General features: G+C 33.6%; 20 protein-coding genes and 1 other RNA gene. 6 read left to right on the top strand and 15 right to left on the bottom strand.

Annotated features, from left to right (window positions below; translation table 11 throughout):
- Positions 1 to 2: 2 nt before the first annotated feature.
- From ACFSC2_RS07420 to ACFSC2_RS07395, 6 genes are all read right to left on the bottom strand, one after another.
- On the bottom strand, positions 3 to 734 hold the full coding sequence (locus tag ACFSC2_RS07420; protein WP_379816758.1) for a M17 family peptidase N-terminal domain-containing protein: 732 nt from the start codon (positions 732 to 734) through the stop codon (positions 3 to 5).
- Between the two features lie 201 nt (positions 735 to 935).
- Complete coding sequence (locus tag ACFSC2_RS07415; protein WP_379816757.1) at positions 936 to 2321, bottom strand: alginate export family protein; 1386 nt, start codon at positions 2319 to 2321, stop codon at positions 936 to 938.
- An 86-nt stretch (positions 2322 to 2407) separates the two neighbouring features.
- Entirely contained in the window at positions 2408 to 3040 is a 633-nt protein-coding gene (locus ACFSC2_RS07410; RefSeq protein ID WP_379816756.1) for a hydrolase, read from the bottom strand.
- Between the two features lie 113 nt (positions 3041 to 3153).
- Entirely contained in the window at positions 3154 to 3471 is a 318-nt protein-coding gene (locus tag ACFSC2_RS07405) for a phosphoribosylpyrophosphate synthetase (protein WP_379816755.1), read from the bottom strand.
- Between the two features lie 73 nt (positions 3472 to 3544).
- Positions 3545 to 4363, bottom strand: a complete 819-nt coding sequence (locus tag ACFSC2_RS07400; protein ID WP_379816754.1) for an alpha/beta fold hydrolase — start codon at positions 4361 to 4363, stop codon at positions 3545 to 3547.
- 510 nt (positions 4364 to 4873) lie between these two features.
- Positions 4874 to 7003 carry a tetratricopeptide repeat-containing sensor histidine kinase gene (locus ACFSC2_RS07395; RefSeq protein ID WP_379816753.1) on the bottom strand — a complete coding sequence of 710 codons (2130 nt, stop codon included), beginning with the start codon at positions 7001 to 7003 and terminating at the stop codon, positions 4874 to 4876.
- Between the two features lie 320 nt (positions 7004 to 7323).
- Between ACFSC2_RS07395 and ACFSC2_RS07390 the strand changes: the two genes are divergently transcribed.
- Both ACFSC2_RS07390 and ACFSC2_RS07385 read left to right on the top strand, forming a co-directional pair.
- Positions 7324 to 8661, top strand: coding sequence for a DUF6734 family protein (locus ACFSC2_RS07390; protein ID WP_379816751.1), 1338 nt, complete (start codon positions 7324 to 7326; stop codon positions 8659 to 8661).
- A 300-nt stretch (positions 8662 to 8961) separates the two neighbouring features.
- Complete coding sequence (locus tag ACFSC2_RS07385) at positions 8962 to 9117, top strand: hypothetical protein (RefSeq protein ID WP_379816750.1); 156 nt, start codon at positions 8962 to 8964, stop codon at positions 9115 to 9117.
- Positions 9118 to 9193: 76 nt separating this feature from the next.
- Here ACFSC2_RS07385 and ACFSC2_RS07380 read toward each other — a convergent pair whose 3' ends face one another.
- From ACFSC2_RS07380 to ACFSC2_RS07370, 3 genes are all read right to left on the bottom strand, one after another.
- Positions 9194 to 9670: a hypothetical protein gene (locus ACFSC2_RS07380; protein WP_379816748.1), complete on the bottom strand. Its 477-nt coding sequence runs from the start codon at positions 9668 to 9670 to the stop codon at positions 9194 to 9196.
- A gap of 205 nt (positions 9671 to 9875) precedes the next feature.
- Positions 9876 to 10272, bottom strand: a transfer-messenger RNA (tmRNA) gene (gene ssrA / locus ACFSC2_RS07375).
- A gap of 67 nt (positions 10273 to 10339) precedes the next feature.
- Positions 10340 to 11542, bottom strand: a complete 1203-nt coding sequence (locus tag ACFSC2_RS07370) for a serine hydrolase domain-containing protein (protein WP_379816747.1) — start codon at positions 11540 to 11542, stop codon at positions 10340 to 10342.
- Between the two features lie 240 nt (positions 11543 to 11782).
- On the opposite strand from ACFSC2_RS07370, the gene ACFSC2_RS07365 reads away from it, so the two are divergent.
- Entirely contained in the window at positions 11783 to 12985 is a 1203-nt protein-coding gene (locus tag ACFSC2_RS07365; protein ID WP_379816746.1) for an NAD(P)-dependent oxidoreductase, read from the top strand.
- Positions 12986 to 13074: 89 nt separating this feature from the next.
- Here ACFSC2_RS07365 and fumC read toward each other — a convergent pair whose 3' ends face one another.
- Positions 13075 to 14460 (bottom strand): class II fumarate hydratase, encoded by a 1386-nt coding sequence (fumC, locus tag ACFSC2_RS07360; RefSeq protein ID WP_379816745.1) that lies wholly within the window; start codon positions 14458 to 14460, stop codon positions 13075 to 13077.
- 346 nt (positions 14461 to 14806) lie between these two features.
- On the opposite strand from fumC, the gene ACFSC2_RS07355 reads away from it, so the two are divergent.
- Positions 14807 to 14986, top strand: coding sequence for a hypothetical protein (locus ACFSC2_RS07355; protein ID WP_379816744.1), 180 nt, complete (start codon positions 14807 to 14809; stop codon positions 14984 to 14986).
- A 240-nt stretch (positions 14987 to 15226) separates the two neighbouring features.
- Here ACFSC2_RS07355 and ACFSC2_RS07350 read toward each other — a convergent pair whose 3' ends face one another.
- Complete coding sequence (locus ACFSC2_RS07350; protein WP_379816743.1) at positions 15227 to 17671, bottom strand: TonB-dependent receptor; 2445 nt, start codon at positions 17669 to 17671, stop codon at positions 15227 to 15229.
- Positions 17672 to 17761: 90 nt separating this feature from the next.
- Positions 17762 to 18106, bottom strand: coding sequence for an arsenate reductase (glutaredoxin) (gene arsC / locus ACFSC2_RS07345; RefSeq protein WP_379816742.1), 345 nt, complete (start codon positions 18104 to 18106; stop codon positions 17762 to 17764).
- A 113-nt stretch (positions 18107 to 18219) separates the two neighbouring features.
- Between arsC and ACFSC2_RS07340 the strand changes: the two genes are divergently transcribed.
- Positions 18220 to 19152 carry a CPBP family intramembrane glutamic endopeptidase gene (locus tag ACFSC2_RS07340; protein ID WP_379816741.1) on the top strand — a complete coding sequence of 311 codons (933 nt, stop codon included), beginning with the start codon at positions 18220 to 18222 and terminating at the stop codon, positions 19150 to 19152.
- Positions 19153 to 19159: 7 nt separating this feature from the next.
- Positions 19160 to 20200 carry an AMP-binding protein gene (locus ACFSC2_RS07335; RefSeq protein ID WP_379816740.1) on the top strand — a complete coding sequence of 347 codons (1041 nt, stop codon included), beginning with the start codon at positions 19160 to 19162 and terminating at the stop codon, positions 20198 to 20200.
- 342 nt (positions 20201 to 20542) lie between these two features.
- Here ACFSC2_RS07335 and ACFSC2_RS07330 read toward each other — a convergent pair whose 3' ends face one another.
- The 3 genes from ACFSC2_RS07330 to ACFSC2_RS07320 form a co-directional block, all read right to left on the bottom strand.
- On the bottom strand, positions 20543 to 21775 hold the full coding sequence (locus tag ACFSC2_RS07330; protein ID WP_379816739.1) for an RsmB/NOP family class I SAM-dependent RNA methyltransferase: 1233 nt from the start codon (positions 21773 to 21775) through the stop codon (positions 20543 to 20545).
- A gap of 136 nt (positions 21776 to 21911) precedes the next feature.
- Positions 21912 to 23891 (bottom strand): KUP/HAK/KT family potassium transporter, encoded by a 1980-nt coding sequence (locus ACFSC2_RS07325; protein WP_379816738.1) that lies wholly within the window; start codon positions 23889 to 23891, stop codon positions 21912 to 21914.
- A 143-nt stretch (positions 23892 to 24034) separates the two neighbouring features.
- Positions 24035 to 25318, bottom strand: coding sequence for a hypothetical protein (locus tag ACFSC2_RS07320; RefSeq protein WP_379816737.1), 1284 nt, complete (start codon positions 25316 to 25318; stop codon positions 24035 to 24037).
- Positions 25319 to 25327 lie beyond the last annotated feature (9 nt).

Genomic DNA, 25327 nt, shown 5'->3' with positions numbered 1-25327 from the left:
AATTATTTAGCGTTAAGTTTTGTGATTGCTTCTTTAATTCCTTCACCCGCAACAGTATAAAATGCTGGTCCGGCAAGCAAAATAACTTTAGTCAAAGGTTTATGGTCTGATAATTTTTTTTCTTTTAAATACGTTTGAGTTCTGTAAGCTTCAAAAGATCCTAAAACTACATTTGTCGCTACCAAAGCTGTAGGAGAGTCGATTCCCGCATCTTTAATATCACTCGCAAAAGAAAAATTGCTAACGCCTAAACGCAAAGCCTCACGCATAGCAACGCTTCCTACGCTGATCATTAAATCTGGAGTAAATTTGCTGCGGTCGCCTAATCCAATAAGTAATAGTTTTTTTGATGCTAAAGTTCCTTTTGGAGGTGTAATTAATAAGGTTTCAAGAGCATGTCCTGTAAATTTGCCGCTTTTTCTCAATTCGGTAATCAGACCTTTAAAAGCGTCATCAAGGTGCACCATACCGTTAAGGTTGGCAGGAAGAGCAGGAGGATTGAAGATATCACCCTCTGTATATTCAAAAACGCAGGCAACTTGTAAATCTGCTTCTGCCGAAGATGGTCCTTGAACCAATCCGTTTACAGCAACTCCGTCTACTTTCCCCCAAGTAGTAGTCGATCCGAGTGCTGCGTTTTGTGCAAAAGCGTTATTTGTTAAACCTGCGCATAGTAGAAGAATTAGAAACGTTGTTCTAATGGTATAATTTTTAGAAATGGTTACGTTTTTCATGTTTGAAAATTTAGTTGTTGTTGATTTTTTTTAAACACATAGAGGTTTTGACGCGGATAAAACGGATTTGCTATCGCAAAAACGTGGATTTACACAGATTTTTATAAATTCTATCAATCCGTTTTTATCAGCGTTTTTGCGATAGCAAATCCGCGTCATCAGCGTTCTTTTCACATTTAGTGTTTAAATTATTTTTATGTTTTAAAATTTAAATCCAAGTCGGGCATTAAAGAAAAGGCCGTCTTTAGAATTTGGAATAATGTCGTTGATAAAAGCGCCTGTTTTAAAATACTGAATCCCGCTTACGACTGATATATATTTATTGACGCTGTAAGTGAAATTAGCTAAATAGGCCGTTCCAATATAGCGTTCGTCAGATTCACTTCCTCGAAGGTTCAGCGTTCCGCTTGGTCTGTAAACCCCGTCTTGAGTTGAGAATCGCCAGTTAAAAACTACATCGACCTGCATCTTCAGCGTTGGCAGTAAATCCATTGTGGCATAAGGATGAATATCGATAAGATTGACTGGTCCAACCTGCGGGCTGAAACCAAAATAACCTCCTTTTGGATACAGCGGATTAAAGGTTTGTAAATTCGGATTGTCTTTGTCTTGATCTCCTGAGATATAATCGTTTCGAAGATTTATGGTCGGTTTAAATTTGATGTTTTCAAAAGAATAACCTAAATCTGCCGAGGCTGTCCAAGCGTTTATATCTCCAGAACCAAAACTTCCAAATTGATAAGCGGCTTCGAGATTGTAGATAAAACCCCCGCCGTATTTCCAAAATCGTGTACCAACGGTATGTCGTTTTTCTGGAGCAATTCCTTGTTCAAAAAGTGATTCATTTCTTTTGATTCCGAGATAATACAAATCAAGATTTCCTGCTTTTGGAAAAATGATTTTAGAATAAGCGCCCCAAAGATTCAGTTGTTTCGACATTTTATTATCAAAAACGCCATTGTAAATCGTATCGGCCATCATCGCAAAACCGTCAATCGAGAATCGGGCAGAGGAGTACATTATTTTTCCTCCTGTAAAATACAATCTTGCATTTGGCCCTTCTCTTACTGAAATTAATCTTCCAGAACCGTAATCGAGTTCTTGTCTTCCAGCGCGGACAATGATTTTTTTATCTTTTTGCTGCCAAAGAGTGACATCCAAAAACAAATTCTGAACATTTAATTGATCTTCGTCAATACCTCTTGCTCCATTTACTCTGCCGTCTTCTAAGGCACTTCTTAATTGCGCAAATACTCTAAAGGTTTTTCCTAAATGAATATCGGTATGAAGATCGTAGCGCTGTAAAAGGAAATTGTTGTGACCAATATTTAATCTTCCCCAATCTTCATTATTGAAATCAACGTATTCATATCGTGCTTCGCCTCCAAAAGACAGGTAAAAATCTTTCTCTTGATTTAAAGGAACAAATTTTAGTTTCTCGTAAAAGTTTCGGGCTGAATCTTTCAGCGATTCGTAATTTTCGTCGTAACGCAAAAGCTTAAAATTTTGAGCCGATGCGATGCTTCCTAAAAAGAGAAAAAGAAAAAGTAATTTGACGTTGTTTGATATGGATTTAGCTGATTCCAAAATAATGAAGGCTTAGAGATTTTAGGTTGTTTTGTTTCAAGTTTCAGGTTTCAAGTTTCAAGTTGACCTTGAAATTTGAAATTGATTTAGTGTTTCAACATGTTGTGAGCATAGTGAATTCCTAATCCGTAAGAACCACCGTGTTTTTTCATTAAATTGGTTACTGGAACATAAGTTTCCTCACGAGCCCAGTCTCTTTGTAATTCTAATAAATATTGGATAGATGTAACTGGCTGCGCACCAGCTTGAATCATTCTTTGTACTGCACGTTCGTGTGCTTCTGCACTTACATCACCGCAGGCATCTGTAATGATATAAACTTCGTAACCTTCTTCGATTGCCGATAACGCTGGCCCAACGATGCAAACACTTGTCCATAAGCCGGCAAGAACGATTTTTTTCTTGTTTTTTGCTACGATAGCTTTGTATGCATTTTCGTCTTCCCAAGTATTCATTGATGTACGATCAATATATCCTGAAGTTGCAATTGGGAAAAATTCTTCTACTTCTGGGAAAACTGGTCCAGAAAAACTTTCTTCTGCAACTGTTGTAACTACAGTAGCAACATCAAATATTTTTGAAGCGCCGCTGATAATAGCAACGTTATTTCTTAATTCGCTTAATGGAATATTGTTTGTAGCAAATGCCATTTGACCTTCAAAGTCAATTAATACTAATGCGTGATTGTCTGGTGATAATAAGTTTACTGATGGTTTCATGTTATTTATTTTTAAAGAATTATTAATTAGATAAGCCTGTAAATTATTGGGCTTTGATGATTTGTATTGATTTGTAAGGATGAAGTATCTCCTGTTTTAGCTGGAGAAGTATATTAATGTGTAGAAAGTTTTCTGATCATTTCTACAGAAACAGAATCAGCGTAAATTCCAAAAGCGCTGGTTAAAACTCCTTTTATATTGTAGACGTCAGAGATAATTCCGTACACAATATCTTCGTCGCCGGGATCTGTATCGCCTTCAAAACGGAAAATATATTCAATCTTAAATTCGTCAGGCGACATCGACTGCGAATTATTGTTGTAACGTATACAGTTTACATCAAGATTAAAATTTTGTGTAAAACCTTGAAGATTCAGCCATTGAAGTGCTTCTGTAACCGTGTCAAACGAGGGTTGTTGAAATAAACTCATAAGAAGATTTTTTTTAAACTGCCTGTAAAAGCGAACTTTTATCAGGCAGTTTGGTTAATTAAAGTCTGTCAGATTATGCTTTAATAAATTCTAAAATATCTTTATTGATAGTTTCAGCCTCAGTTGTCGGCATACCGTGAGGAAAACCTGGATAGGCAATTAATTTTCCGTTTTTCAAAAGTGCTGCTGCTCTTGGAGCCTGACCGAATGGTACGATTTGATCGTCTTCTCCGTGTAAAACCAAAACAGGAATATCTAAACTTTTAAGATCTTCTGTGAAATCTGATTCAGAGAAAGCTTTAATTCCTTCATAATGAGCTAAAACTGAACCCATCATTCCTTGTCTCCACCAATTGTGTTTGATACCTTCCTGAACGGTTTGTCCTTCGCGGTTCCATCCGTAAAACGGGATTGGGAAATCATAAAAATATTGTGCTCTGTTAAATCCTGTTCCTTGTCTGATTTCGTCAAAAACAGATAATGGCACACCTTCTGGATTTGATTCGTTTTGAATCATAATTGGCGTTACCGCACTAATGATTACTGCTTTTGCGATACGGCCTTTTCCGTGTTTTGCTGCATAACGAATAACTTCACCGCCTCCAGTTGAGTGTCCAACGTGAATAGCATCTTTTAAATCTAATGCTTCAGTCAAAGCTGCTACGTCTGCTGCGTAAGTGTCCATGTTATTTCCTTCAGAACTTTGTCCAGAACGTCCGTGTCCGCGGCGATCGTGAGCAATAACTCTGTATCCTTGTTTTAGGAAAAACATCATTTGGGCATCCCAATCATCGCTAGATAATGGCCATCCGTGGTGGAAAACGATTGGTTGTCCTGTTCCCCAGTCTTTGTAATAAATCTGTGTTCCGTCTTTTACTGTAATTGTGCTCATTTGTTATGGTTTTTAATTATTGATTTAATTTTTACTATTTGTTTGTTATGTGGTATTGTGTTATTGATACTGCAAATCTATTGTGGAGTAGAAAGTGAATCTATTAACCTAGATTAAGAAGGCATTTATTGCTGTTAGTTCTTAATCTAGATTAATCTTCTTGGCTTTTGTCCAAAGCAATATTTTGATTGTTTTTATTTGAATTATTTGAACGATGCCCAACAATAGCCAAATAACATGCCTTTCTGCTGAAGCCTTTGTTTATAAGGGTTTTGTAGATTTTAGCTGTATTTTTTTGTTACGATATATCGTAAATTTATTAGCGTACTCATGAGAATTAAGGAAATTTAGAGAAGATTTAATCTTCAGTATGCAGCAAAAAAGAAAGTCTGATAAGATTATTTAGTAACCTTATCAGACTTTCTTTTTTTTAATGAAAATTTAAATTTTCTTTTCTTTAATCGAGTCTAAAGAAAAACGAAGAAGTGATATTTTATAAAAAATGGCGTTCTATTTCTGTGAAATATTATTTTTTATAAATTGAATTTCTACCACAGCGCCGTTTTCATTAAAAAACGAAACTTCGCCATCAAGCTGCTGTGCCAAACCTTTGATTAAATTGATGCCTAAAGTCTCAGAAAGATCAAAATCTTTAGGAAAACCAATTCCGCTATCTTTAATTTGAAGTTTTATTTTAAAATTCTCAAGAGACTTCATACTGATTAAAATAGTTCCTTTTTGATTCTCTGGAAATCCATATTTTATAGCATTAGTAATAGTTTCATTCAAAATTAGACCAACAGAAACCGCTTGCGCTTCATCTAAAAGTAACGGATCAAGCTCTACTTCGAAAATAATCTGCTGCATATCAAAAGTATCACGGAAATTGTGGAGTAGATCATTAATGTAATTTTCCATTTCAATTTCGCGAACAATATCTGTTCTGTATAATTTTTTATGCAAAAGAGAAATCGCGTACAATCTGTGCTGGCTTTTTTGAATGGCGTCAAAAGCTTCTTTATTTTTTAAAGTAGACGATTGCGAGCTTAAAAGACTCATCACAATCTGCAGATTATTCTTTACACGATGATGAATCTCCTGCATAAGCGATTCTTTTTCGATTACGAGTTTCTGTAAAGCTTCATTTTTATGATCAATTTCATTTTTTTGATTGATCAAAAGAACATTGTTTTTCTTCTTTTCCTGATAACTTATCCAAAATAGAATGATGCTTACTAAAAGAAAAGCGACAAGACAGACGCCAAATTTAATGGTACTTTGGGCGTGTACTGTTTTTTGTTTTTCGGCATCCATTTCTAGTTTTAGATTAGAAACCTCTTTTTCTTTCTTTTCCAGACCGTATAAAATCTGAAGTTCTTCGATCTGTTTGTTCTTTTTTTCATTAAAAATAGAATCGTTCAAATCTTTGTATTTCTGAAAATATTGGATTGCCGTAATGTAATTTCCTTTCGCAGAATCAATTTTAAACAAATACAAATTCGCTTCTTTGATTTGAGAAAGCTCTACAATTCCTTTTGGAAAATTAAGCGATTTCTGAAAATTGACTTTTGCCTTATCATAGTTTTTACGCTCTTCATAGAATTTTCCGAATTCAAAATAAGCTTCAGATAAATCAAAGTCCATGATAGAGTTACTTCTTTCATAAAGATTAATCATTTCAATGAAGTTAGTTTCGGCTAATTTTGGCTCGTTATTTTTGTTGTAACAATAGGCGAGAGAGCCGTAAATTATTGCCTTATCGTTGTTTTTTTGAGGAGGATATTCCTTTATGATATTTTGTACCTCTTTTAAAGCTTCTCTTGGTTTTTTTAATTGAATGAGCTCTTTACTCAATAAATCTGTAAAAGAGTACAGACTGCTATAATCCATTTTTTCTTTAGATTTAAGAATAGAGATTGCTTTTTTAAGCAGTTCGATACTTAAATCGTGTTTGCCAAGATCCTTATATGCAATCGCCAGCTGTTCATAAAAATCGGGAGCAAAGTCAAAATCCTTCGTTTCTTCCATGTATTTAACACAAGCAAGAGAATAGTAAAGGCTTTTGCCTAGATCGCCTTTAAGTCGGTTAACATCAGCCAATAAATCGTAAGTAAAATGCAGTTTTTTATAACCGATTTTTTTATAAATGCCCAAAGCCTGAAAGAGTTCTTTTTCTGCCAAATCCAATCTTCCTTGGTTTAAATGCGCATCAGCTTTGTATTTTATGAGATAAGCATAATTCTCAAGATCGCCTAGATTTTTGTACAGAACAGCGGCTTTGTCAAAACAAATTACAGCTTCATCAAAAGAGTTGAAATTTCGCGGAAACAGCCAAAATAATCTTCTTCCCTGCTTTGTCCATAAATCGGCTTGCTTTTTATATTGTTTTGTTTTTTGATAAAAAATCATAGCCTTTTGATAAAACTCAAGCGCTTTAGGATAATTATTTTCTTCGAATAAAAGTTCGCCGTAATAGAAAAGACACTTATGTTTCAGGTTCTCATCATTGATTTTATGACTAAGCACAAAAGCCTTGTTAAAATTAGCACGTGCGCTGTCCATATCAATTTTAAAACTATCTGGTTTGTATAAGAAATCGGCGCCATGCTCCAGAAGACCTTTAATTTTTTCTGCAATCAAAGTATGCTTTTTCTGAGCCGGAGTTACATTAGAATTTGGCTGAATAGCAGTAGAATAGCAATTCGAGCTAAGAATAAAAAAAACGAACCACAAATTTGCTATACAGCATTTAATCATAAGGAAATAGTAAAAAAAGAATTGTTCTTGGAAATTGTTTGCGGTAAAGAAAACAAATAAGTTTTTAAAAGTAGCTAAATTAGGATTTGCAAGCAAAATAATGTGCCATTGACAAAATAAAATGTGGAATGACGTAAAGAAAATAAGAAATTTATTTCTTTATTTGAATAGATCCTAGTTTACAATTTTAAGCCATATTTTAAATGAAAATTATACAAAGCTTTTGGTCAGGAAACTTAACTGATTTTACGAATAGTTACGGCTGGTTCTCTTATAAATACAATTGGCTCAGCTGGATATTAAGCTGTCATCAGCTAGTAAAATTTCATGAAGAAGTTGAGCTTTATACGGATCGTTTTGGGTATGAAATATTAATTAAAAAACTGCAATTGCCCTACACAAAAGTGCATGTGATTTTGGATGATTTAAATGAATATCACAAAGATCTCTGGGCTGTTTCTAAAATTAAAGTTTATGAAATGCAGAATGAACCTTTTCTGCACGTGGACGGCGATGTTTTTGTATGGGAATCGTTGACAAATAAATTTAAAGTTACGGCTTTGCTGACTCAAAACTTAGAAATTACAGCTGCCAGTTACATCAAAAAGTGGAACGAAATTTCGCCAAATCTTGTCTACATGCCAATTGAGATGGAAAAGTATCATACGAATCCCAATAATTTTGCTTGTAATATGGGAGTTGTCGGCGGGAATGATATTAGTTTCTTTAAAGAATATGCGAAAGCAAGTATCGATTTTGTGGATAAAAATAAAAGTGCATTTTCTAAAATTAATTGTCTCAGTTTTAATCTTTTCTTTGAACAGATTTTGTTTTACCAATTTGCTGCAATTAAAGAGGTAAAAGTTGACTTTTTGTTTGATGAAATATATAATGACGGCGAATATTTCGGCTTTGCAGAGTTTCACGAAGTACCGGATAAAACCTATCTGCATTTATTAGGAGTTTATAAGCGAAACCCTTTTGTATGCAAAGCGATGGAAGTCTACATCATGAAAAATTATCCAGAGAGTTATTCAAAATTAACCGCCTTGGTAAATGAAGCCGAAAGAAATCAAAATGAAGTGGAATTTCTAACAAAAGACAAGGTTACAGAATTGATCGAAGATTTTGATTTTGAACTTAAAAATAAAAAACATACAATCGATGATTATTTGTTGAAAAGAGATTTATACACAGAAAGCCTGCCCAATTATTTACAAAGTTTATTACGTAATAAGGAAGATTTTACGATTGTATTACTTGACGGATTTAAACATACCAGAACTAAGCGTAACCAGGAAGAAATCTCTTCTTTAGAAATTGAAGAACTCAATTCTGTACCCAGAAAATACGAATTGGATGATTTGGATGAAGAAGCGTTATCTGAAATAGCCGAAGGAACTCGATATTTTGATTTTATTTCTAAAATGCTGGTTCATTTTGAATATGATTCTGAAACTTCAAAAAATGATATTCTGATGTTGTTAAATAAAAAACTGACGAACTATATTGTTTATAAAATTATTGCCATTTATAAATAAGTCAAAAAAAAGAATTTATCAATGAATATTGAATGATGTTTTTGTTTTCTGAAGTTTTTACGACAAGTGTTATTGTATGAATATTATAAATGTTAAATTTTTACAAAATGTGGTTTTACGTAAGAAAATATAAAAAATTAAAACCATATTTGTCAGAGGAGTTCTGATTTAATGAAATATCAAAAACTATATTGTATTTGAAATATTAAATAAAATATATAAAAAATCTTACGTAAGGATAGACATAAATTCCAAATGTCTTTAAATGATTGGAATAGTAATCACTTTAATTATTTAATTATGTTTAAGAAAATTTCAAAAACAAAAGAGGTTAAAAAATTTGTTGCCCAAGACGTGCAAAAATTGACAGTTAAAGAATTAAAACAAACAATGGGCGGTTATCAAGAGCCTATACTTTGCTATGATGAATTTAGAAATAGATATTATCCTTGTTAATTAGTTATTAAGTCCAATATCAACTAAAAACTGCTTGTAATTTTACAAGCAGTTTTTTTATATTTAAATTTGTTGTTTATTTTTTAATTTCCAAATCTACTTTGAATTTTCCAATAAAGGGATTATCTGCCATTTGCGAATGTCCAATAACTAATATGTAATTTCCTTTTTGATGAAGTTGTACTTTTAAATCTACCCCAAAAGGACCATCGGATGTTTTGTCAGGAAAAATAATTTGATTGAAACGAATATTTCCTTTGCCTGTACTCGGCGTAATTTTTCCGTTTAATTCGCCAATATCTTCCGTTTTAAATTTAACGTAAACTCGGGATTGAATAGAATCTAAAGAACCTTCTGCGTTAAAAATGCCTTTTTCATCTTTATAAGTCATAAAAATAGTATCGCCAATTTGTTTGTTTTCTTCCTTGTTGCTTATGCTGCTCTTTTCAAGAACAGGTTCAGCATCAGAAGCTGTAACAGTGACATTTTGGGTTTCTTTTTGCTGGCAGGAAAAAAAGAAAATAGTAAGCAGCGGTATCATAAAAAATTTCATAATCGTATTTTTTAAGTAAGTACATCAAATTTACTTTCTTTTTACTACTATATGTTACATATTAATATTTGAGATTTGTATGTGGAGAATAGTAAAGTTTGAACCTTCAATACTTTAAAAAATAATTATTCTTGGAGAAATTTCGGGAAAGTAATAAAAATAAAAAATCGCAACTATCAATAAATTAGATAATTGCGATTTTTTTTTGTGGAGTCGCCGGGAATCGAACCCGGGTCCAAACAAGCAACTAAAGAGCTTTCTACACGCTTATTTCCTGATTGGATTTTCGATGTTAAGCTAGGTCAGGAACAACCACTCAACACTTATCTTCTTAATTTTCGAAATCCACCCGAAGCTCATGGAAATCTAGGTTTATTTTTACGGTTCCCCTTGACAGAACGCCACAAACCAAGGCTTTCTAGGAGAATCCAGCTTCTCTACCTTGTAGAGACGTGGCTAATCGTACTATGATTCGGATTATGCAGCTAAAGCGTAGTTATTTTCGCCGTGTAAAATTGTGAGATCTTATATTTACGAGCAAGGTCTCAATGCTCGACGTGCTTACTTTTCAATTCGACTTGCTGTCAAAACCAGTCGACCCCGAAAAATGAGTCTGCAAATGTATACTATTTGCAGTTACTTTTTATTAAAATTTTCAGAAAAATTTGGCTATTCTTCTTCTTTAAAATTAAACGGATAATCACCAAATACAGGAGCCAGTTTACGAACCGCGTAAGTGTTTCGCGTCATTTTGTTAGAAAGCGAAATAATCGTAACGCCTTCTTTCATCAAAGTGATGTAAGATGAAGTATTTCCATGCCACCAGCCGTTATGGAAGTAATAGTTCTGTCCAGTTTCCCAGTTAATCATTCTGATTCCTAAACCGTAATTTTTAGTTCCCTTACGTTCGTTGCTGTAACCGGTGTAAACTTGTTTTAGTAATTCGGGCTTTAAAAAATCAGGTGATTGTCTGGCGCGGTCAAATTTTAAAAGATCGCGTGCAGTAGAAAAAACATTTTTATCACCGTAAACATTATCCAGATAATCAAAACCAATTTCTACACCATTGCCTTTATAAGACGGAACAATTTTTTTACGTTCCTTATCATCATCAAAAACATACGTATGCGTCATGCCAAGAGGTTTAAAAATCATTTCAGACATTGCCTCTTTATAACTTAAACCTGTAATTTTTTCTATAATAAGCGCCAGCATAGCATAATTAGTATTGCAATAGCTGAAACGCGTTCCCACTCTCGACTCCAAACCAACATCTTTTGTAGCCAGAATATCCAAAATATCTTTATTGGTAAGCTGATTATGTCTGTCCCAAACCGACTTGTCGTGATCGGTAAAATAAGCATAATTACGCATTCCGGTACGATGACTTAAAAGCATTCTGATTGTGCATTCTTCGTACGGAAACGTTTTTAAAATCGTATTTACTTTTTGATCCAGATCGATTTTACCAGCATTAACCAGTTTTAATACAGCCGTAGCAGTTAAAACCTTACTTACCGAAGCAATTTGTACAGGAGTTTCGGGAGTTATTTTTGTTCCTTCATTTTTATTAGCAAAACCATTATATCTTTCAAAAAGAATCTGACCATTTTTAGCGACCAAAAAACTTCCATTCATGGTATTATTCGGCCAATTTTTATTGTAAAAATGATTAATTCGTCCGACAACAGAATTTTTATACGCCTGAGAAATTCTTTTTTCAGGACCTAAAGGTTTCATTTTGGGTAAAGTATCTTCGACTTGAGGTGTTTGGGCAGTTTCAGTTTTTTTATCTTTTCCACAAGAGCTTAAAACCAGTGCTGCGAAAAGGAATTGTAGTATCTTTGTTTTTTTCGTGAAAATCATTTGCATCGTTCTTTAAAAACAAATATATCGAATTCAATTTTGTTGATTTCACATTTATAGATGACTCAAAAGCCTGTTTTAACATTTTGTTAACATAAAATAAATTTAGTAGTTTGGAATTCAGCTTCTAACGGTTTTTAAACATTCTAAATTAGAATTTAGCAACAAAATTTTAACTAAAATTGTTATATTTGAAACAAATAAGATGTAAAAAGTTATATTATAAAAATATTTAAATCTGTTTAAATGAAATTTGGAATCATAAAAGAAAGAAAAAATCCGCCGGACAGAAGAGTTGTTTTTACTCCAGACCAATTAGCAAAATTAAAACAGCAGCATCCCGATTTAAACGTTGAAGTCGAAAGTTCTGATATTCGAATATTCTCCGATTTAGACTATAAAAATATGGGAATTGCGCTGACAGAAGATATCTCAAACAGCGATGTTTTATTTGGTGTAAAAGAAGTTCCAGTAGAAAATCTGATTCCAAACAAAAGTTATTTCTTTTTTTCACACACCATAAAAAAACAACCTCATAATAGAAAACTGCTTAAGGCTATTCTCGAAAAAAATATCGTTTTATACGACCATGAAACCATTGTAGATGAGCTTGACCGCCGTTTAATTGGTTTTGGGCGTTATGCTGGAATGGTTGGCGTTTATAACGGAATTCGTGCTTTCGGAATCAAATTTGAATTGTTTAAACTTCCAAAAGCAGAAACCCTTTCGGGAAAAGAGGATTTGATTAAGCATTTAAAGCGTATCACAATGCCCGCTCTAAAATTTGTAGTTACTGGAACCGGAAAGGTAGGGAGCGGTGCAAAAGAAATTCTAGATGCCATAAAAATCAAAGAAATAACGGTAGATAATTATTTAACTAAAAAATATGCACAAGCTGTTTATGTGCAGCTTGATGTTTTGGAATATAACAGAAGAAAAGACGGTCAGCTTTTAGACTTCAAAGATTTTGTAAATCATCCAGAAGAGTACGAATCAGATTTCGAAAAATTTACCAAAGTTTCCGATATCTATTTTGCAGGACATTTTTACGCAAGCAATGCACCAATGATTCTGACCAAAGAAATGCTTAATGCAAGCGATTGTAAACTAAAAGTAGTAGCAGATATTTCTTGTGACGTAAACGGTCCAATTGCCTGTACCATTCGTTCTTCTACAATTGAGGAGCCTTTATACGGATATTTTCCTTTAGAAGACAAAGAAGTAGATTTCTTTCACCCAGCTGCAGTTGCGGTAATGGCTGTTGACAATTTGCCTTGCGAAATTCCAAAAGACGCCAGCGAAGGTTTTGGAGAACAATTTATGGAGTACGTAATTCCTGCCTTCTTCAACAACGATAAAGACGGTATCTTGGAACGTGCAAAAATCACCGAAAACGGAAAGCTAACACCACGATTCAGTTATCTGCAGGATTATGTAGATGGAGAGTGAGGTTCTAAGATACTAAGTTTCTAAGCTTCTAAGTTTCTAAGCAGTTTTCAGCTTAGTATCTCAGAAGCTTAGCACCTCAGAAACTAAGATTAAACCATATCTTCAGGTTTAACCCATGCATCAAAATCTTCAGGAGTTACGTAGCCTAAACGAACTGCTTCATCTTTTAATGTTGTACCATTTTTGTGTGCAGTTTGAGCAATTTCAGCAGCTTTGTAATAACCAATTTTAGTGTTTAAAGCGGTAACCAGCATTAAAGAATTATCTACTAATTCTTTAATACGTTTATGGTTTGGTTCAATTCCTTGCGCGCAGTGTTCGTCAAAAGACACGCATGCGTCTCCAAGTAATCGTGCCGATTGTAAAAAGTTTGCGGCCATAACAGGTTTAAAAACATTTAATTCATAATGTCCCTGCATACCGCCAACTGCGATTGCCATATCATTTCCAATAACCTGAGCACAAACCATAGTTAAAGCTTCACATTGCGTTGGATTTACTTTTCCAGGCATAATAGAAGAACCTGGCTCATTTTCTGGAATATGAATTTCGCCAATTCCAGATCTAGGTCCAGATGCTAACATTCTAATATCATTTGCAATTTTATTTAAAGAAACAGCCAATTGCTTTAATGCTCCATGTGTTTCAACAATTGCATCGTGTGCTGCAAGAGCCTCAAATTTATTTTCTGCTGTTACAAAAGGGTGATTAGTAAATTGTGCGATATATTCTGCCACTTTTACATCGTAGCCTTTTGGAGTATTTAAGCCAGTTCCTACAGCTGTTCCGCCAAGAGCAATTTCAGATAAATGTGCTAATGTGTTTTTTAAAGCTTTCAGTCCAAATGCTAATTGAGCAGCGTAGCCCGAAATTTCTTGTCCTAAAGTTAATGGAGTTGCATCCATAAGATGGGTTCTTCCAATTTTTACAACATCTTTGTATTCTGCCGCTTTTTTTACTAAAGTAGCATGAAGTTTTTCTACACCAGGAATCGTAGTTTCGACTACCATTTTGTAAGCGGCAATGTGCATTCCTGTTGGGAAAGTGTCATTTGATGATTGTGATTTGTTTACATCATCATTTGCTTTGATAAATTGCTCGCCTTCGCCGATTTCAAATCCTTTTAAAACTTGCGCTCTGTTGGCAATAACTTCGTTAACATTCATGTTGCTTTGTGTTCCCGAACCTGTCTGCCAGATTACAAGCGGAAATTGATCGTCTAATTTTCCTGCTAAGATTTCGTCGCATACAGCAGCAATTGCATCTCTTTTTTCGATTGGCAGAACACCTAAGTCATAATTGGCATATGCAGCGGCTTTTTTTAGATAAGCAAAACCTTCAATGATTTCTGCCGGCATCGAACCCGAATTTCCTATTTTGAAATTGTTTCTAGAACGTTCTGTTTGTGCGCCCCAATATTTATCGGCTGGTACTTGCACTTCGCCCATGGTGTCTTTTTCTATACGGTATTTCATTTGTAGTTTGTAAAATGTTATTTGAAAAATGTGAAATGTTACTTGTGATAATTATAATTGAAAATATTCTTTTGAAAATGAGTGCCCTAGCCCTGATGGGAGCGGCATCCTTTTATGGTGGGGTTCACCATAAAAGATATAGCGGACAGCAGGAAACAGCTCCTGAAAATTATTAGGACGTTCTGTGAACTCTTTATTTAAAAGGTTTGGCATTCAAAAAAAAGCTTATTTAAAATGAGTATAAATATACGGATAAATGTTATTTAACGAAAATTGATTTAGATTTTATTGCTGAGGAAAAATATATGGCTTACATTTGTCGTAACATTCAAAAATTCCGGAAAACATGTTTGAATTTTCACAGTACTTAGGCTTTTTACTTTTCTTAACCATTCTTACAATAGGATTTTGGTTAATGTTTTTCTTAGTTGGTTTCGTATCTTATTGGGTTACGGGAGCAAGCTGGGAAATGATCAAAGAAAAAAAAGCTAAAAAAAGACAAGAAGAACAATCTGTTAAAATATAAATATTTTAAGATTGATGTCATAAAAAAAGGACCCGTTTTACGAGTCCTTTTTTTTATGCCCAAAAAAAATGAAATTCCAAAAAAAATGAAATTCCAAAATTTAAATTCCAAATTCCAATTGAGTGAGTATATTTAAACCCGACAGGTTTTTAAAATCTGTCGGGTTCTTCATAAATGAAAAATTCCAAATCCCAACTTTAAAAATTGGAATTTGGAATTTCAGTATTGGAATTTAAAATGTTATCCAGGAAATTCTCCGCCATCTCCACCGCCATCATTTTTAGGCTGTGCGTTTTTATCTCTTTCACCTTTTGGTTTGTTGAAACGGTAAGTAAATGATAAATTGAATTGACGTTTACGGAATTGGAATTCGCTGTATGAATTTACATTATCTAAATAAGTGTAAGATCTCATTTTTCTAGAATTAAATACGTCGCTGACATTAAAAGCAACTGTTGCTTTGTCTTTTAAGATGTCTTTGCTAAAAGCAGTATTCATTCCGAATTGGCCTAAGTTTTTACCTTGAGCGGTTTTTTGCTCTCCATTATACATTGCTGTCAATTGCCAGTCAATTTTGTAAGGTAACGTAACTTTAGAGTTTATTCTTGCGAACCAAGAATTAGCCTGATTGTCTAAATTTTGAACAATCTCGTTTCCTTGTGTATCTACGTAGCTGTTTTCTCCAGTTGTTTTTACATTAAAGAAGTTGAAGTTACTGTTCAATCTCCACCACTTGAAAGGTGTGTAATTCAAAGTAAATTCGAAACCAAATTTTTGTTCTCTTCCTAAGTTGATTGGAGAACTTTTAATTACTGGAACTCCGTTAACTTCGTCACCAGTAGGAGATCTTACAAAGCTGAAAACGTCTTTTGTGTCTTCAAAATAAGCCGAAGTATTAAAAGTAACTTTACTCCATCTTTTGATATAACCAATATCGTATTTGTCTGTTAAAGAAGGATCTAAATCTGGATTTCCTTGAAAGATGTTAATGTTACTTGCGTAATTAACAGCTGGATTCATAAAACGTCCTCTTGGTCTTGATAAACGTTTGCTGTAACTTGCAGAGAAATTACTTTGGTCTGAGATTTCGTAACTAATAAATGCACTTGGGAATAAATTGTTGTATTTTTTAGTGTTGAAATCGCTGTTGTCTAATAAGTTAACTTGGATATTTGTGTCTTCCCATCTTAAGCCAAATAAATAAGAGAATTTATTTACTTTGAAACCATATGAAGTGTAAAGCGCATTAATGTTTTCCTTGTATTCTAATGTATTTGATAAATTAGGATTTGGAGTTGTACCATTTGTAACATCATAAATGTTATTCAAGTCACCAAAACTTCCTTTGTAACCTGCTTCAAACTGACTTCCTTTGCCTAATGGTAATACATAATCTGCCTGAAATAAAACTTGTTTTTGTATTTGGTCGTTTAACGTAGTATCAAAGTTTGGTGAATCTGTGATGGTACTTTTACTGTCATCTGTATTTCTTGAAATAGAAAAATCTGCAGTAAGTTTGTGACCTTTATCGTTGAAATTTTTAATTAAGTTTGAAGTAAACTCAACATTCTCACTTCCAGTATCAGCGTTGTTTAAACGATAAGTTGTTCCTGTAAAATTACGACCAGCATCATAATTAAAATAATTGATCAAATCTCGGTCATCACCAGAGTTTTTTTGGTAATTAATGGCGTTTGTCCAGAAAGTAGTTGGAGTAATTGTCCACTCAAATCCGGCTCTTCCGTTAAATCCGTTTCTAATACGTTTAGTATCACGAGTTTCGTCTAAGAATCTTGTTGTGTTTTTGTTATCATCTAAATACTCAGAATTTGTTTTACCGGCTCCTTCATTTGTTCTGTAGTTGTATCCAGCAGTTGTGAAGTAGTTAAATTTTTCTGTCTTGTAATTTACATTGGCACTAAGACCGTAAGTTTCTGGTAAACCAGTTGAAGCAATCAATGTTCCGTTAAAACCTTGATTTTTTCCTTTTTTAAGAACGATATTAATGATTCCAGATCCACCTTCAGCATCATAGCGGGCAGATGGGTTTGTGATAACTTCAACTTTATCAATTGCATCAGCAGGAAGCTGTCTTAAAGCTTCTGCCATGTTGATAGCTTGTGATGGTCTTCCATCGATTAAAATACGGATATTATCACTTCCTCTTAAACTTACATTTCCTTCTGTATCAACAGAAACTGAAGGTACATTGTCTAAAACGTCGCTTACGCTTCCGCCTTTTACGATCATATCCTGACCAACATTGTACACTTTTTTATCTAGTTTAATTTCAACCGATGATTTTTCTGCACGTACAACAACTTCATTTAACTGCGCGGCATCTTCAGAAAGATTTACAGCGCCTAAATTAGTGTCTTCTTGTATGCTTTTTTGTTTAATTTCTGTTGGTTTAAAAGAAATAAACTCAATTTTGATATCATAAGTGCCAGGACTAACAGCAACTTCAAATTCTCCTTTAGGATTAGTAATACCGCCGGCAACAACTTTAGTATCGTTTGGCAGCATGATAGAAATTGTAGCATACTCCAAAGGCTGTTTTGTTACTTTTTCGAAAACTTTTCCTGTAACTTTGACTTTGTTTTTTGGTCCGGGACCTTCTTGTGAATAGTTGTAAAAGCTTGTCAATAATAAGACAAGCATTACAGCAAATTTGATTTTTTTCATTTTTTGGTGTCTTTGATCTTTTAGACGCCAAAAGTAGTTTTTGGTTTAAAGAGTCAAATCATAAAAAAATGTTAATAATGCATTTTAGAATTAATCTAAAAAAGAAGCGACCAATTCTAAATCTCTTCCAATAATGGCTTTTCCGTCTTTTATGACAATTGGTCTTTCTATTAAAATCGGATTGTCAACCATTGCTTGAATCGTTTCTTCGTCATTTAAATCTTTTCCTTTATAATTTTCGATCCAGATTTTTTCTTTTGTTCTAACGAGTTGTAATGGAGCTAAATTTAATTTTTGAAGTAAGCTTTTTAATTCCTCAAAAGTCGGTGTTTCTGTTAAATATGGAATGATTTCAAATTCCTGATTCGTGTTCTCAATAAAGGCTAAACAATTTCTGGATTTCCCACAGCGCGGATTGTGATATATTTGTATCATTTTGTTATATTTAAGTGTTTGTTTAAAGCTAGAATAAAAAAGCGGTATTTTAGCAGGATCAAAAATAAGATTATCTTATTAGAATTGAATTGTCATTTTTAAAATTTGAGTGTATGTTTTTAGAGCAAGGAATTAAACCTGAAAATAAATTTTGGAAATATATTTTAGGATCTGTTTTTATTATCACGGCATCTTTTGTAGGGCAGATTCCGCTTTCAGCAGCTGTTTTTTATAAAACATTTACAGAAAATCAAGCTTTTCCAACCACAAATGAAGGTGTAATGAAAATGTTCGAATCTAATATGACATTGTTTCTGGTGATGATTTCGTTTGTTTTTGCTTTTGCTGGAATTTATTTTGTGGTCAAGTTTATTCATCATCAAACCATGTTGTCTGTCACAACTTCTCGGCCAAAAACAGATTGGAAACGAATTTGGTTTTCTTTCTTTTTATGGGCATTTTTTTCTGTTTTGAGTTTTTTGTTTGTGTATTTAAAAGCGCCTGAACATTTTGTCTTTAATTTCAAACCAATTCCTTTTTTGATATTAGTAATTTTAGGTTCGCTATTAATTCCGATTCAAACCAGTACAGAAGAATATGTTTTTAGAGGATATTTGATGCAGGGGTTTGCTAATCTTGCCAAAAATAGATGGTTTCCGCTCATGATGACTTCTTTAATTTTTGGATCGATGCATTGGTTTAATCCTGAAGTGACTAAAATGGGAAATATTATCATGATTTACTACATCGGAACAGGTCTATTTTTGGGTGTTATCACTTTAATGGACGAAGGAATGGAATTAGCGTTAGGATTTCATGCTGCAAATAATCTTGTAGGTGCACTTTTGGTTACTTCAGATTGGACGGTTTTTCAAACGCATTCGCTTTTCATAGATTTATCAGAGCCATCTGCAGGAATCGATGTTATTCTGCCTGTAGTGGTTATTTATCCTATTCTGCTTTTTATTTTTAGTAAAAAGTATGGCTGGACAAATTGGAAAGAAAGATTATCAGGGAATATTCTCATCAACGAAGAAATAAAATAAAAAAGTTATGTCACATTTAACTCAACATAAAGTTCATAATTACTTTAAGCTAAACGGTTATCATTTAAACGCAAAAGATTTGTGCCGTGTGGCCTATAGCTATGTCAAAGAAGGAGATGCTTACGAACAATCTATCGGAGAATTTTTTCTGGATTGGTTCGATAAGAAAAGTTATATCGAAATGACCACTTCTGGAACTACCGGACTTCCGAAATTGGTAAAACTAGAAAAACAAGCCATGATACAATCGGCTCTCGCGACTGGAGATTTCTTTGGTTTAGAACCGGGTAACAAAGCTTTATTATGTCTGCCGACACAATTTATAGCAGGAAAAATGATGCTGATGCGCAGTTTGATTTTAGGATTAGAATTAGATGTCGTTGCGCCAAGCGTTACACCTTTGGCATTCAATTCAAAAGTTTACGATTTTGTTGCGATGGTGCCTTTACAAGTTCAAAATTCTATTGAAAAGCTGGTTAATATTCGTAAACTGATAATCGGCGGAGCAAAATTAGATACCGCTTTAGAAGAGAAATTACTGCCGATAAAAACAGAAATTTACGAAACATACGGAATGACCGAAACGATTACGCACATTGCTGCAAAACGTTTAGGAACGCAAGCTTTTTCGATACTGCCAAATGTAAAAATAAAACAAGACAATCGTCAATGTCTTGTGATAAATGTTGCTTCAATTTCTGATGAACCAATTGTTACAAATGATTTGGTTGATTTGATAAACGATCAGCAGTTTATTTTTCTAGGAAGAATTGACAATGTTGTGAATAGTGGAGGAGTAAAGCTTATTCCAGAACAAATTGAAGCAAAACTTATTAATAAAATTGATTCAAGATTTTTTGTAACTGGACTTCCTGATGCCGTTTTAGGTGAAAAATTAGTTTTGGTTATTGAGGGAGAAAAACAGGATTTCCCGACTGACTTTTTTGATGTTTTAGGAAAGTTCGAAAAGCCAAAAGAAATTATTTTCGTGTCAAAATTTAAGGAAAACGAAAACGGAAAACTGCTTCGTAAACCAAGTTTAGTTTAGTGTTTTTAGTTATTTTGTACATGTAAGAAAATTAGTTTAAATTTAATAACTATTAACTTTAAAAAAAATAACTATGAAACATGTTCTGAATCTCCCAAACGTGAAATTACTAAACAAGAATGAGCTTAAACAAATTAAAGGTGGTAATTATATTTATTATTTAAACGGTTATAAAATGGATTGTTCACAACCTCTTATTGAACAACCAACTTGTAAACCAAATAATATACCATCATTTTGTTTGACTTCACCAGATATGTGTCCAGATGAAGACTATTTGTCTTAGTATAAAAAAAAGCCTTTAGATCAATTTCTAAAGGCTTTTATCTTTATAAGATGGGCTTATTTTTTTATTTCTCCTGTATTTTTTCTTTCCATCAAAGCCATATAGAATCCGTCAAAACCAGATTCTGAAGCTAATAATTTACGGTCTTCAATAAAAGTAAACTGTTGCCCGATTTCTGTTTTTAAGAATTTCTCGACTTGTTCTTGATTTTCTGATGGTAAAACCGAACAAGTAGCGTAAACTAATTTTCCTCCTGGTTTTACAATTTTAGAATAGCTTTCTAAAACTTCTGCCTGTACTTTTCTGATATTGTCAATAAATTCAGGTTGTAATTTCCATTTAGAATCAGGATTTCTTTTTAAAACTCCCAATCCACTGCAAGGTGCGTCAATTAAAACACGATCTGCTTTTTCATGTAGTTTTTTGATCACTTTTGTAGTGTCAATAATTCTATATTCGATATTGAAAGCGCCGTTTCTTTTAGCTCTTAATTTTAATTGTTTTAATTTGCTTTCGTACAAATCCATTGCAATCAATTGACCTTTGTTTTCCATCAAAGAAGCAATATGCAATGTTTTTCCTCCAGCTCCTGCACAAGTATCTACAACACGCATTCCTGGTTTTACATCCAGAAATCCAGCAACCAATTGTGAGTTGGCGTCCTGAACTTCAAAAAGTCCTTCTTTAAAAGCATCTGTCAAAAATACATTGGCTCTTTCTTTTAATACAAGAGCTTCTGGCTGGTCTTTTAAATATTCTGTTTCAATATTTAAATCCATCAAAGTATTTCTTAAGTTTTCTTTAGTGCCTTTTAAAGTATTGGTTCTAAGGATAACTTTTGCCGGCTGATTTTGCGCTGCAATTTCTTTCGTCCAAACTTTTTCACCCAATTCTTTCACTCCAATTTCATCCATCCAATCAGGAATAGATTCTTTTAGAGCTCTAGTTTTAGATAGTTCGTCAAAACGTCCTTTGATCTTTCTTTCTGGCGTTCCTTCCAATTGTCTCCAATCAGGAATCGGATAACCACGTAAAACGGCCCAAACAGCAAACATTCTCCATAAATTATCTCTGTCGTAAGGTTCTTTTACTTCGGCAATTTCGGCGTATAATCTTTTCCAACGAACAATTTCGTATATCGTTTCAGCAACAAATTTCCTGTCAGAACTTCCCCAACGTTTGTCTTTTTTTAATGCTCTTGCTACCACTTTATCGGCATATTCTCCTTCATTGAAAATTGCATTCAAAGAGTCGATGGTAGTATAAACTAAATTTCTGTGTAATCTCATTTCTATAATTTGAGTTGCAAAGGTACTATTAATTGATTGAAAGTTAAATTTTTAATAGTGAATCTTACTTTGACTCCTATTAAAGAAAAAAAACACTCTAATTTAGAGTGTTTTTTTTGAAATATTTTTTAAGGCTTTATTCTTTCGAAACAATACGCGTTAAGCCAATATTTTCTGGAGCATGAAGCACCATTGGAAATTTCTCTACTTTAACTGAACTGCTGTCTAGACCAAAAGCTCTTTCTTCGGACAAACTCAGTTTTTTGATGAAGAAATAAGAATTCATGATGATGTTTTCATGCCATCTTAAATCATTGTCGTTTGATAAGAATTTCTCAGACAATACAAATTTAAAGTCACCAATAATATTGTTTTTGTTTAAAGATTCGTAACGGCTCGTAATATCCACTTCGCCGCGTTTTACCATATCTTTAATTACTTCTCTAAACATTAAATTGATTTTGGTTGGTTCTCTAAAACCTAAATTAAAATCAATTCTGTAGATATCATCTTTTGCGATTTCAGTTACTTTATATTGTGTTTTATAAGGTTCTGTTAGAATATTTACATGAACAAACCAATAAATATCAGCTCTTTTTGGACGCTTTTGCAGAATCGAATAAATTATTTTTTCCTCCAATTCATCAACACGATTCGCATTTGTCATATAAACCAAATGTGTTGCATATTTTGGGATAGATAAATCCTGGCTCAACTCTACTAAAACTTGTTTGTAGTCATCAATTTTAACGACTTTGGTGTAGTTTTTATTAATTTTCTTAGCCAAATACCAAATCGTCATTACCGAAATAAGCATTGAAGCTATGATTAAAGTAACATAACCACCTTCTGCAAATTTTGTAATATTAGCAAAAAGGAAACTGAATTCTATTAGCAGATAAATCGTGATAAGCGGTACCATGAAGTACAGTTTTACACGTTTCATGATTAAATAATAGTTCAATAAAATGGTCGTCATGATCATGCACAAAATAATAGCAAGACCATAGGCGTGTTCCATATTTCCTGACTTTTCGAAATGTAAAACGATTCCAACGCAGCCAATAAACAACAACCAGTTGATAGACGGAATATACAATTGTCCTTTTACCTCTGTTGGGTATTTAATTTTAACTTTTGGCCAGAAATTCAAACGCATAGCCTCGTTAATCAAAGTAAACGAACCGCTGATAAGGGCCTGAGAAGCAATAACAGCAGCTAAAGTTGCAACAACGATTCCGAATGGTAAAAACCAATGCGGCATAATTAAATAAAACGGATTTCCGTTTTCACCTCCTAATTGTTGCAGTGTACTTCCTTCGTGATGAATTAAATAAGCTGCTTGTCCAAAGTAGTTTAATACTAAAGTTGCTTTAACAAAAATCCAGCTGATTCTGATGTTTTTTCTACCACAGTGTCCCATGTCAGAATACAAAGCCTCAGCTCCGGTAGTACATAAAAATACGAAACCAAGAACGAAGAAACCGTCAGGGTGGATAGATAATAGTTTGTAAGCGTAATACGGATTAATAGCTTTTATAACTTCAGGATAATGAAGTACTTGAATAACTCCTAATGTTCCAAGCATTGCAAACCAGATCAACATCATCGGAGCAAAAAATTTGCCGACAAGTTTGGTTCCAAACTGTTGAATAGTAAATAAAACAAATAAGATGCTAATTACTATGTAAACAATAGTTTGTGTCTCCATTGTTGGATAAAAAGCCCTAATTCCTTCTACTGCCGAAGAAATAGAAATAGGCGGCGTTATAATACCATCTGCAAGCAGGGCACTTCCCCCAATAATTGCGGGTACAATAAGCCATTGAATTTTTGTTTTCTTGACTAATGCATATAATGCGAAAATACCACCTTCGCCGTGATTATCAGCACTTAAGGTTATAAGTACGTATTTTATTGTTGTTTGCAGGGTTAAAGTCCAAAAAACACAGGAAATACCTCCCAAGACAATATCTGCATTGATCGTGTGATCGCCCAGAATGGCTTTCATTACATATAATGGAGAAGTTCCAATATCTCCATAAATAATCCCTAAAGTTATTAGTAACCCCCCTAGAGTCAACTTACTATGTAAGTTTTTATGCGATGCGCTCATGTATATTTTTATAAAAGACGGTTGCAAATTTACTGTTTTAAAACAAATTAGCATCTATTATATTTAAATATAATTTTAAACATAAAAAAAGCACAATCCCCAAATTGTGCTTTTAGTTTTAATAATAATTTAAAATAGCAGTATTAACCTCTTCTTCCGCCACCGTTACCGCCTCTTGAATTAGAGCCGCTTTCTCTTTGAGGTTGTCCGCCTCTAGATTCTTGACTTACTCTAGGAGATTCAGAACGCTGCATACTTTGTTGTGGTCTTGCAGTATTAGCTCTGCTTTCATTGTTAGAACGATTTTCAGAATAACCTCTAGAAGAAGAAGGTTCACTTCTTTGACTGTTTGAAGGTCTGCTCATTCTGTTGTCAGAATAGCTTCTGTTTTCATTTGATCTATTATTTCTAGATTCTGTTCTCTGTGTGTTTTCAACTCTAACAGGATTGTTCTCTCTAGGTGTATTATCACGATTTGTAACCCTAGGCGTATTTTCTACTCGAACAGAATTGTCACGGTTTTCAGATCTTTGCGTATTTACGCTTCTATTTGTATTGTAATTTCTGTCTGATGAAACTCTGTTATCAGTATAATTTCTATTAGAAGATCTATTATCATTAGACGTTGGTCTTGATGTACTTGTTCTGTTAGTATTGTAATTGTTTCTATTACTTTCTCTCATTGCGACACGTCTTTGATCTAATTCATATCTATTATTTACGCTAGAGTTTCTTTGAGCAAAGCTGTAATTAGGGCGCATTCTTTCGTAACCATACGTACGTCTTGTTTCGTAAATAGCAGGAGCTCTGTAGCTTCTTCTATTGTTTACATAGTTGTAATGGTTGTTTACATTGATACAAACATTAATATTGTTTCTGTATCTAAAAACTGGATAAGGTCTCCAAGCTGTATAATACGTTGGATAATAGTTCCAATAATAAGTAGAACAATACGGTCTGTAATTGTTAACCCAGAATGAAGCATAGATTACAGGAGCAACGCTGTAAACAGGTTCGTAGATGTAATTCGCACCATACAAATAAGTGTTTCCAACAACCTGAACACTTACTTTATTGTAATTGTCTCTTTCTACATCAATCGTAGCCACGTCTTGATATACATCGCGATCAAGTACAGCTTGAATAATCACAACGTGAGTTCTGTCTTCTACAGTTTCAATTACACGAAGATAATCTACTTCGTCATCTCCATTTAAATCAAGATTTGATATTTGATATTTAGGATCGTTTAGACGTCTCTCGAAATCTTGAAGATTAGCTGATTCTCCAAACATAGAAGCAACAGCTCTCAAATCTAAATTATCACTTATATCTGAATTTTTTGCGTAAACAGTAGTCTGACTTTGTGCAGCACAAGAACCAAAAACTAAAGCTACAACCGCTATCAAAAGTAATTTCGTTTTCATGATAAAATC

Origin of the sequence: Flavobacterium artemisiae, assembly GCF_042678225.1 — a bacterium.
In the GTDB taxonomy this organism is placed as follows: Bacteria; Bacteroidota; Bacteroidia; order Flavobacteriales; family Flavobacteriaceae; genus Flavobacterium; species Flavobacterium artemisiae.
The sequence above is the reverse complement of the archived record's forward strand: the minus strand, read 5'-3'. Positions and strand labels throughout refer to the sequence as shown.

Excerpts from the sequence above, each read along its gene's own strand:
- ACFSC2_RS07420 (WP_379816758.1), bottom strand. The coding sequence starts at position 734 with ATGAAAAACGTAACCATTTCTAAAAATTATACCATTAGAACAACGTTT.
- ACFSC2_RS07410 (WP_379816756.1), bottom strand. The coding sequence starts at position 3,040 with ATGAAACCATCAGTAAACTTATTATCACCAGACAATCACGCATTAGTA.
- ACFSC2_RS07405 (WP_379816755.1), bottom strand. The coding sequence starts at position 3,471 with ATGAGTTTATTTCAACAACCCTCGTTTGACACGGTTACAGAAGCACTT.
- ACFSC2_RS07400 (WP_379816754.1), bottom strand. The coding sequence starts at position 4,363 with ATGAGCACAATTACAGTAAAAGACGGAACACAGATTTATTACAAAGAC.
- ACFSC2_RS07390 (WP_379816751.1), top strand. The coding sequence starts at position 7,324 with ATGAAAATTATACAAAGCTTTTGGTCAGGAAACTTAACTGATTTTACG.
- ACFSC2_RS07385 (WP_379816750.1), top strand. The coding sequence starts at position 8,962 with ATGTTTAAGAAAATTTCAAAAACAAAAGAGGTTAAAAAATTTGTTGCC.
- ACFSC2_RS07380 (WP_379816748.1), bottom strand. The coding sequence starts at position 9,670 with ATGAAATTTTTTATGATACCGCTGCTTACTATTTTCTTTTTTTCCTGC.
- ACFSC2_RS07370 (WP_379816747.1), bottom strand. The coding sequence starts at position 11,542 with ATGCAAATGATTTTCACGAAAAAAACAAAGATACTACAATTCCTTTTC.
- ACFSC2_RS07365 (WP_379816746.1), top strand. The coding sequence starts at position 11,783 with ATGAAATTTGGAATCATAAAAGAAAGAAAAAATCCGCCGGACAGAAGA.
- fumC (WP_379816745.1), bottom strand. The coding sequence starts at position 14,460 with ATGAAATACCGTATAGAAAAAGACACCATGGGCGAAGTGCAAGTACCA.
- ACFSC2_RS07355 (WP_379816744.1), top strand. The coding sequence starts at position 14,807 with ATGTTTGAATTTTCACAGTACTTAGGCTTTTTACTTTTCTTAACCATT.
- ACFSC2_RS07350 (WP_379816743.1), bottom strand. The coding sequence starts at position 17,671 with ATGAAAAAAATCAAATTTGCTGTAATGCTTGTCTTATTATTGACAAGC.
- arsC (WP_379816742.1), bottom strand. The coding sequence starts at position 18,106 with ATGATACAAATATATCACAATCCGCGCTGTGGGAAATCCAGAAATTGT.
- ACFSC2_RS07340 (WP_379816741.1), top strand. The coding sequence starts at position 18,220 with ATGTTTTTAGAGCAAGGAATTAAACCTGAAAATAAATTTTGGAAATAT.
- ACFSC2_RS07335 (WP_379816740.1), top strand. The coding sequence starts at position 19,160 with ATGTCACATTTAACTCAACATAAAGTTCATAATTACTTTAAGCTAAAC.
- ACFSC2_RS07330 (WP_379816739.1), bottom strand. The coding sequence starts at position 21,775 with ATGAGATTACACAGAAATTTAGTTTATACTACCATCGACTCTTTGAAT.
- ACFSC2_RS07325 (WP_379816738.1), bottom strand. The coding sequence starts at position 23,891 with ATGAGCGCATCGCATAAAAACTTACATAGTAAGTTGACTCTAGGGGGG.
- ACFSC2_RS07320 (WP_379816737.1), bottom strand. The coding sequence starts at position 25,318 with ATGAAAACGAAATTACTTTTGATAGCGGTTGTAGCTTTAGTTTTTGGT.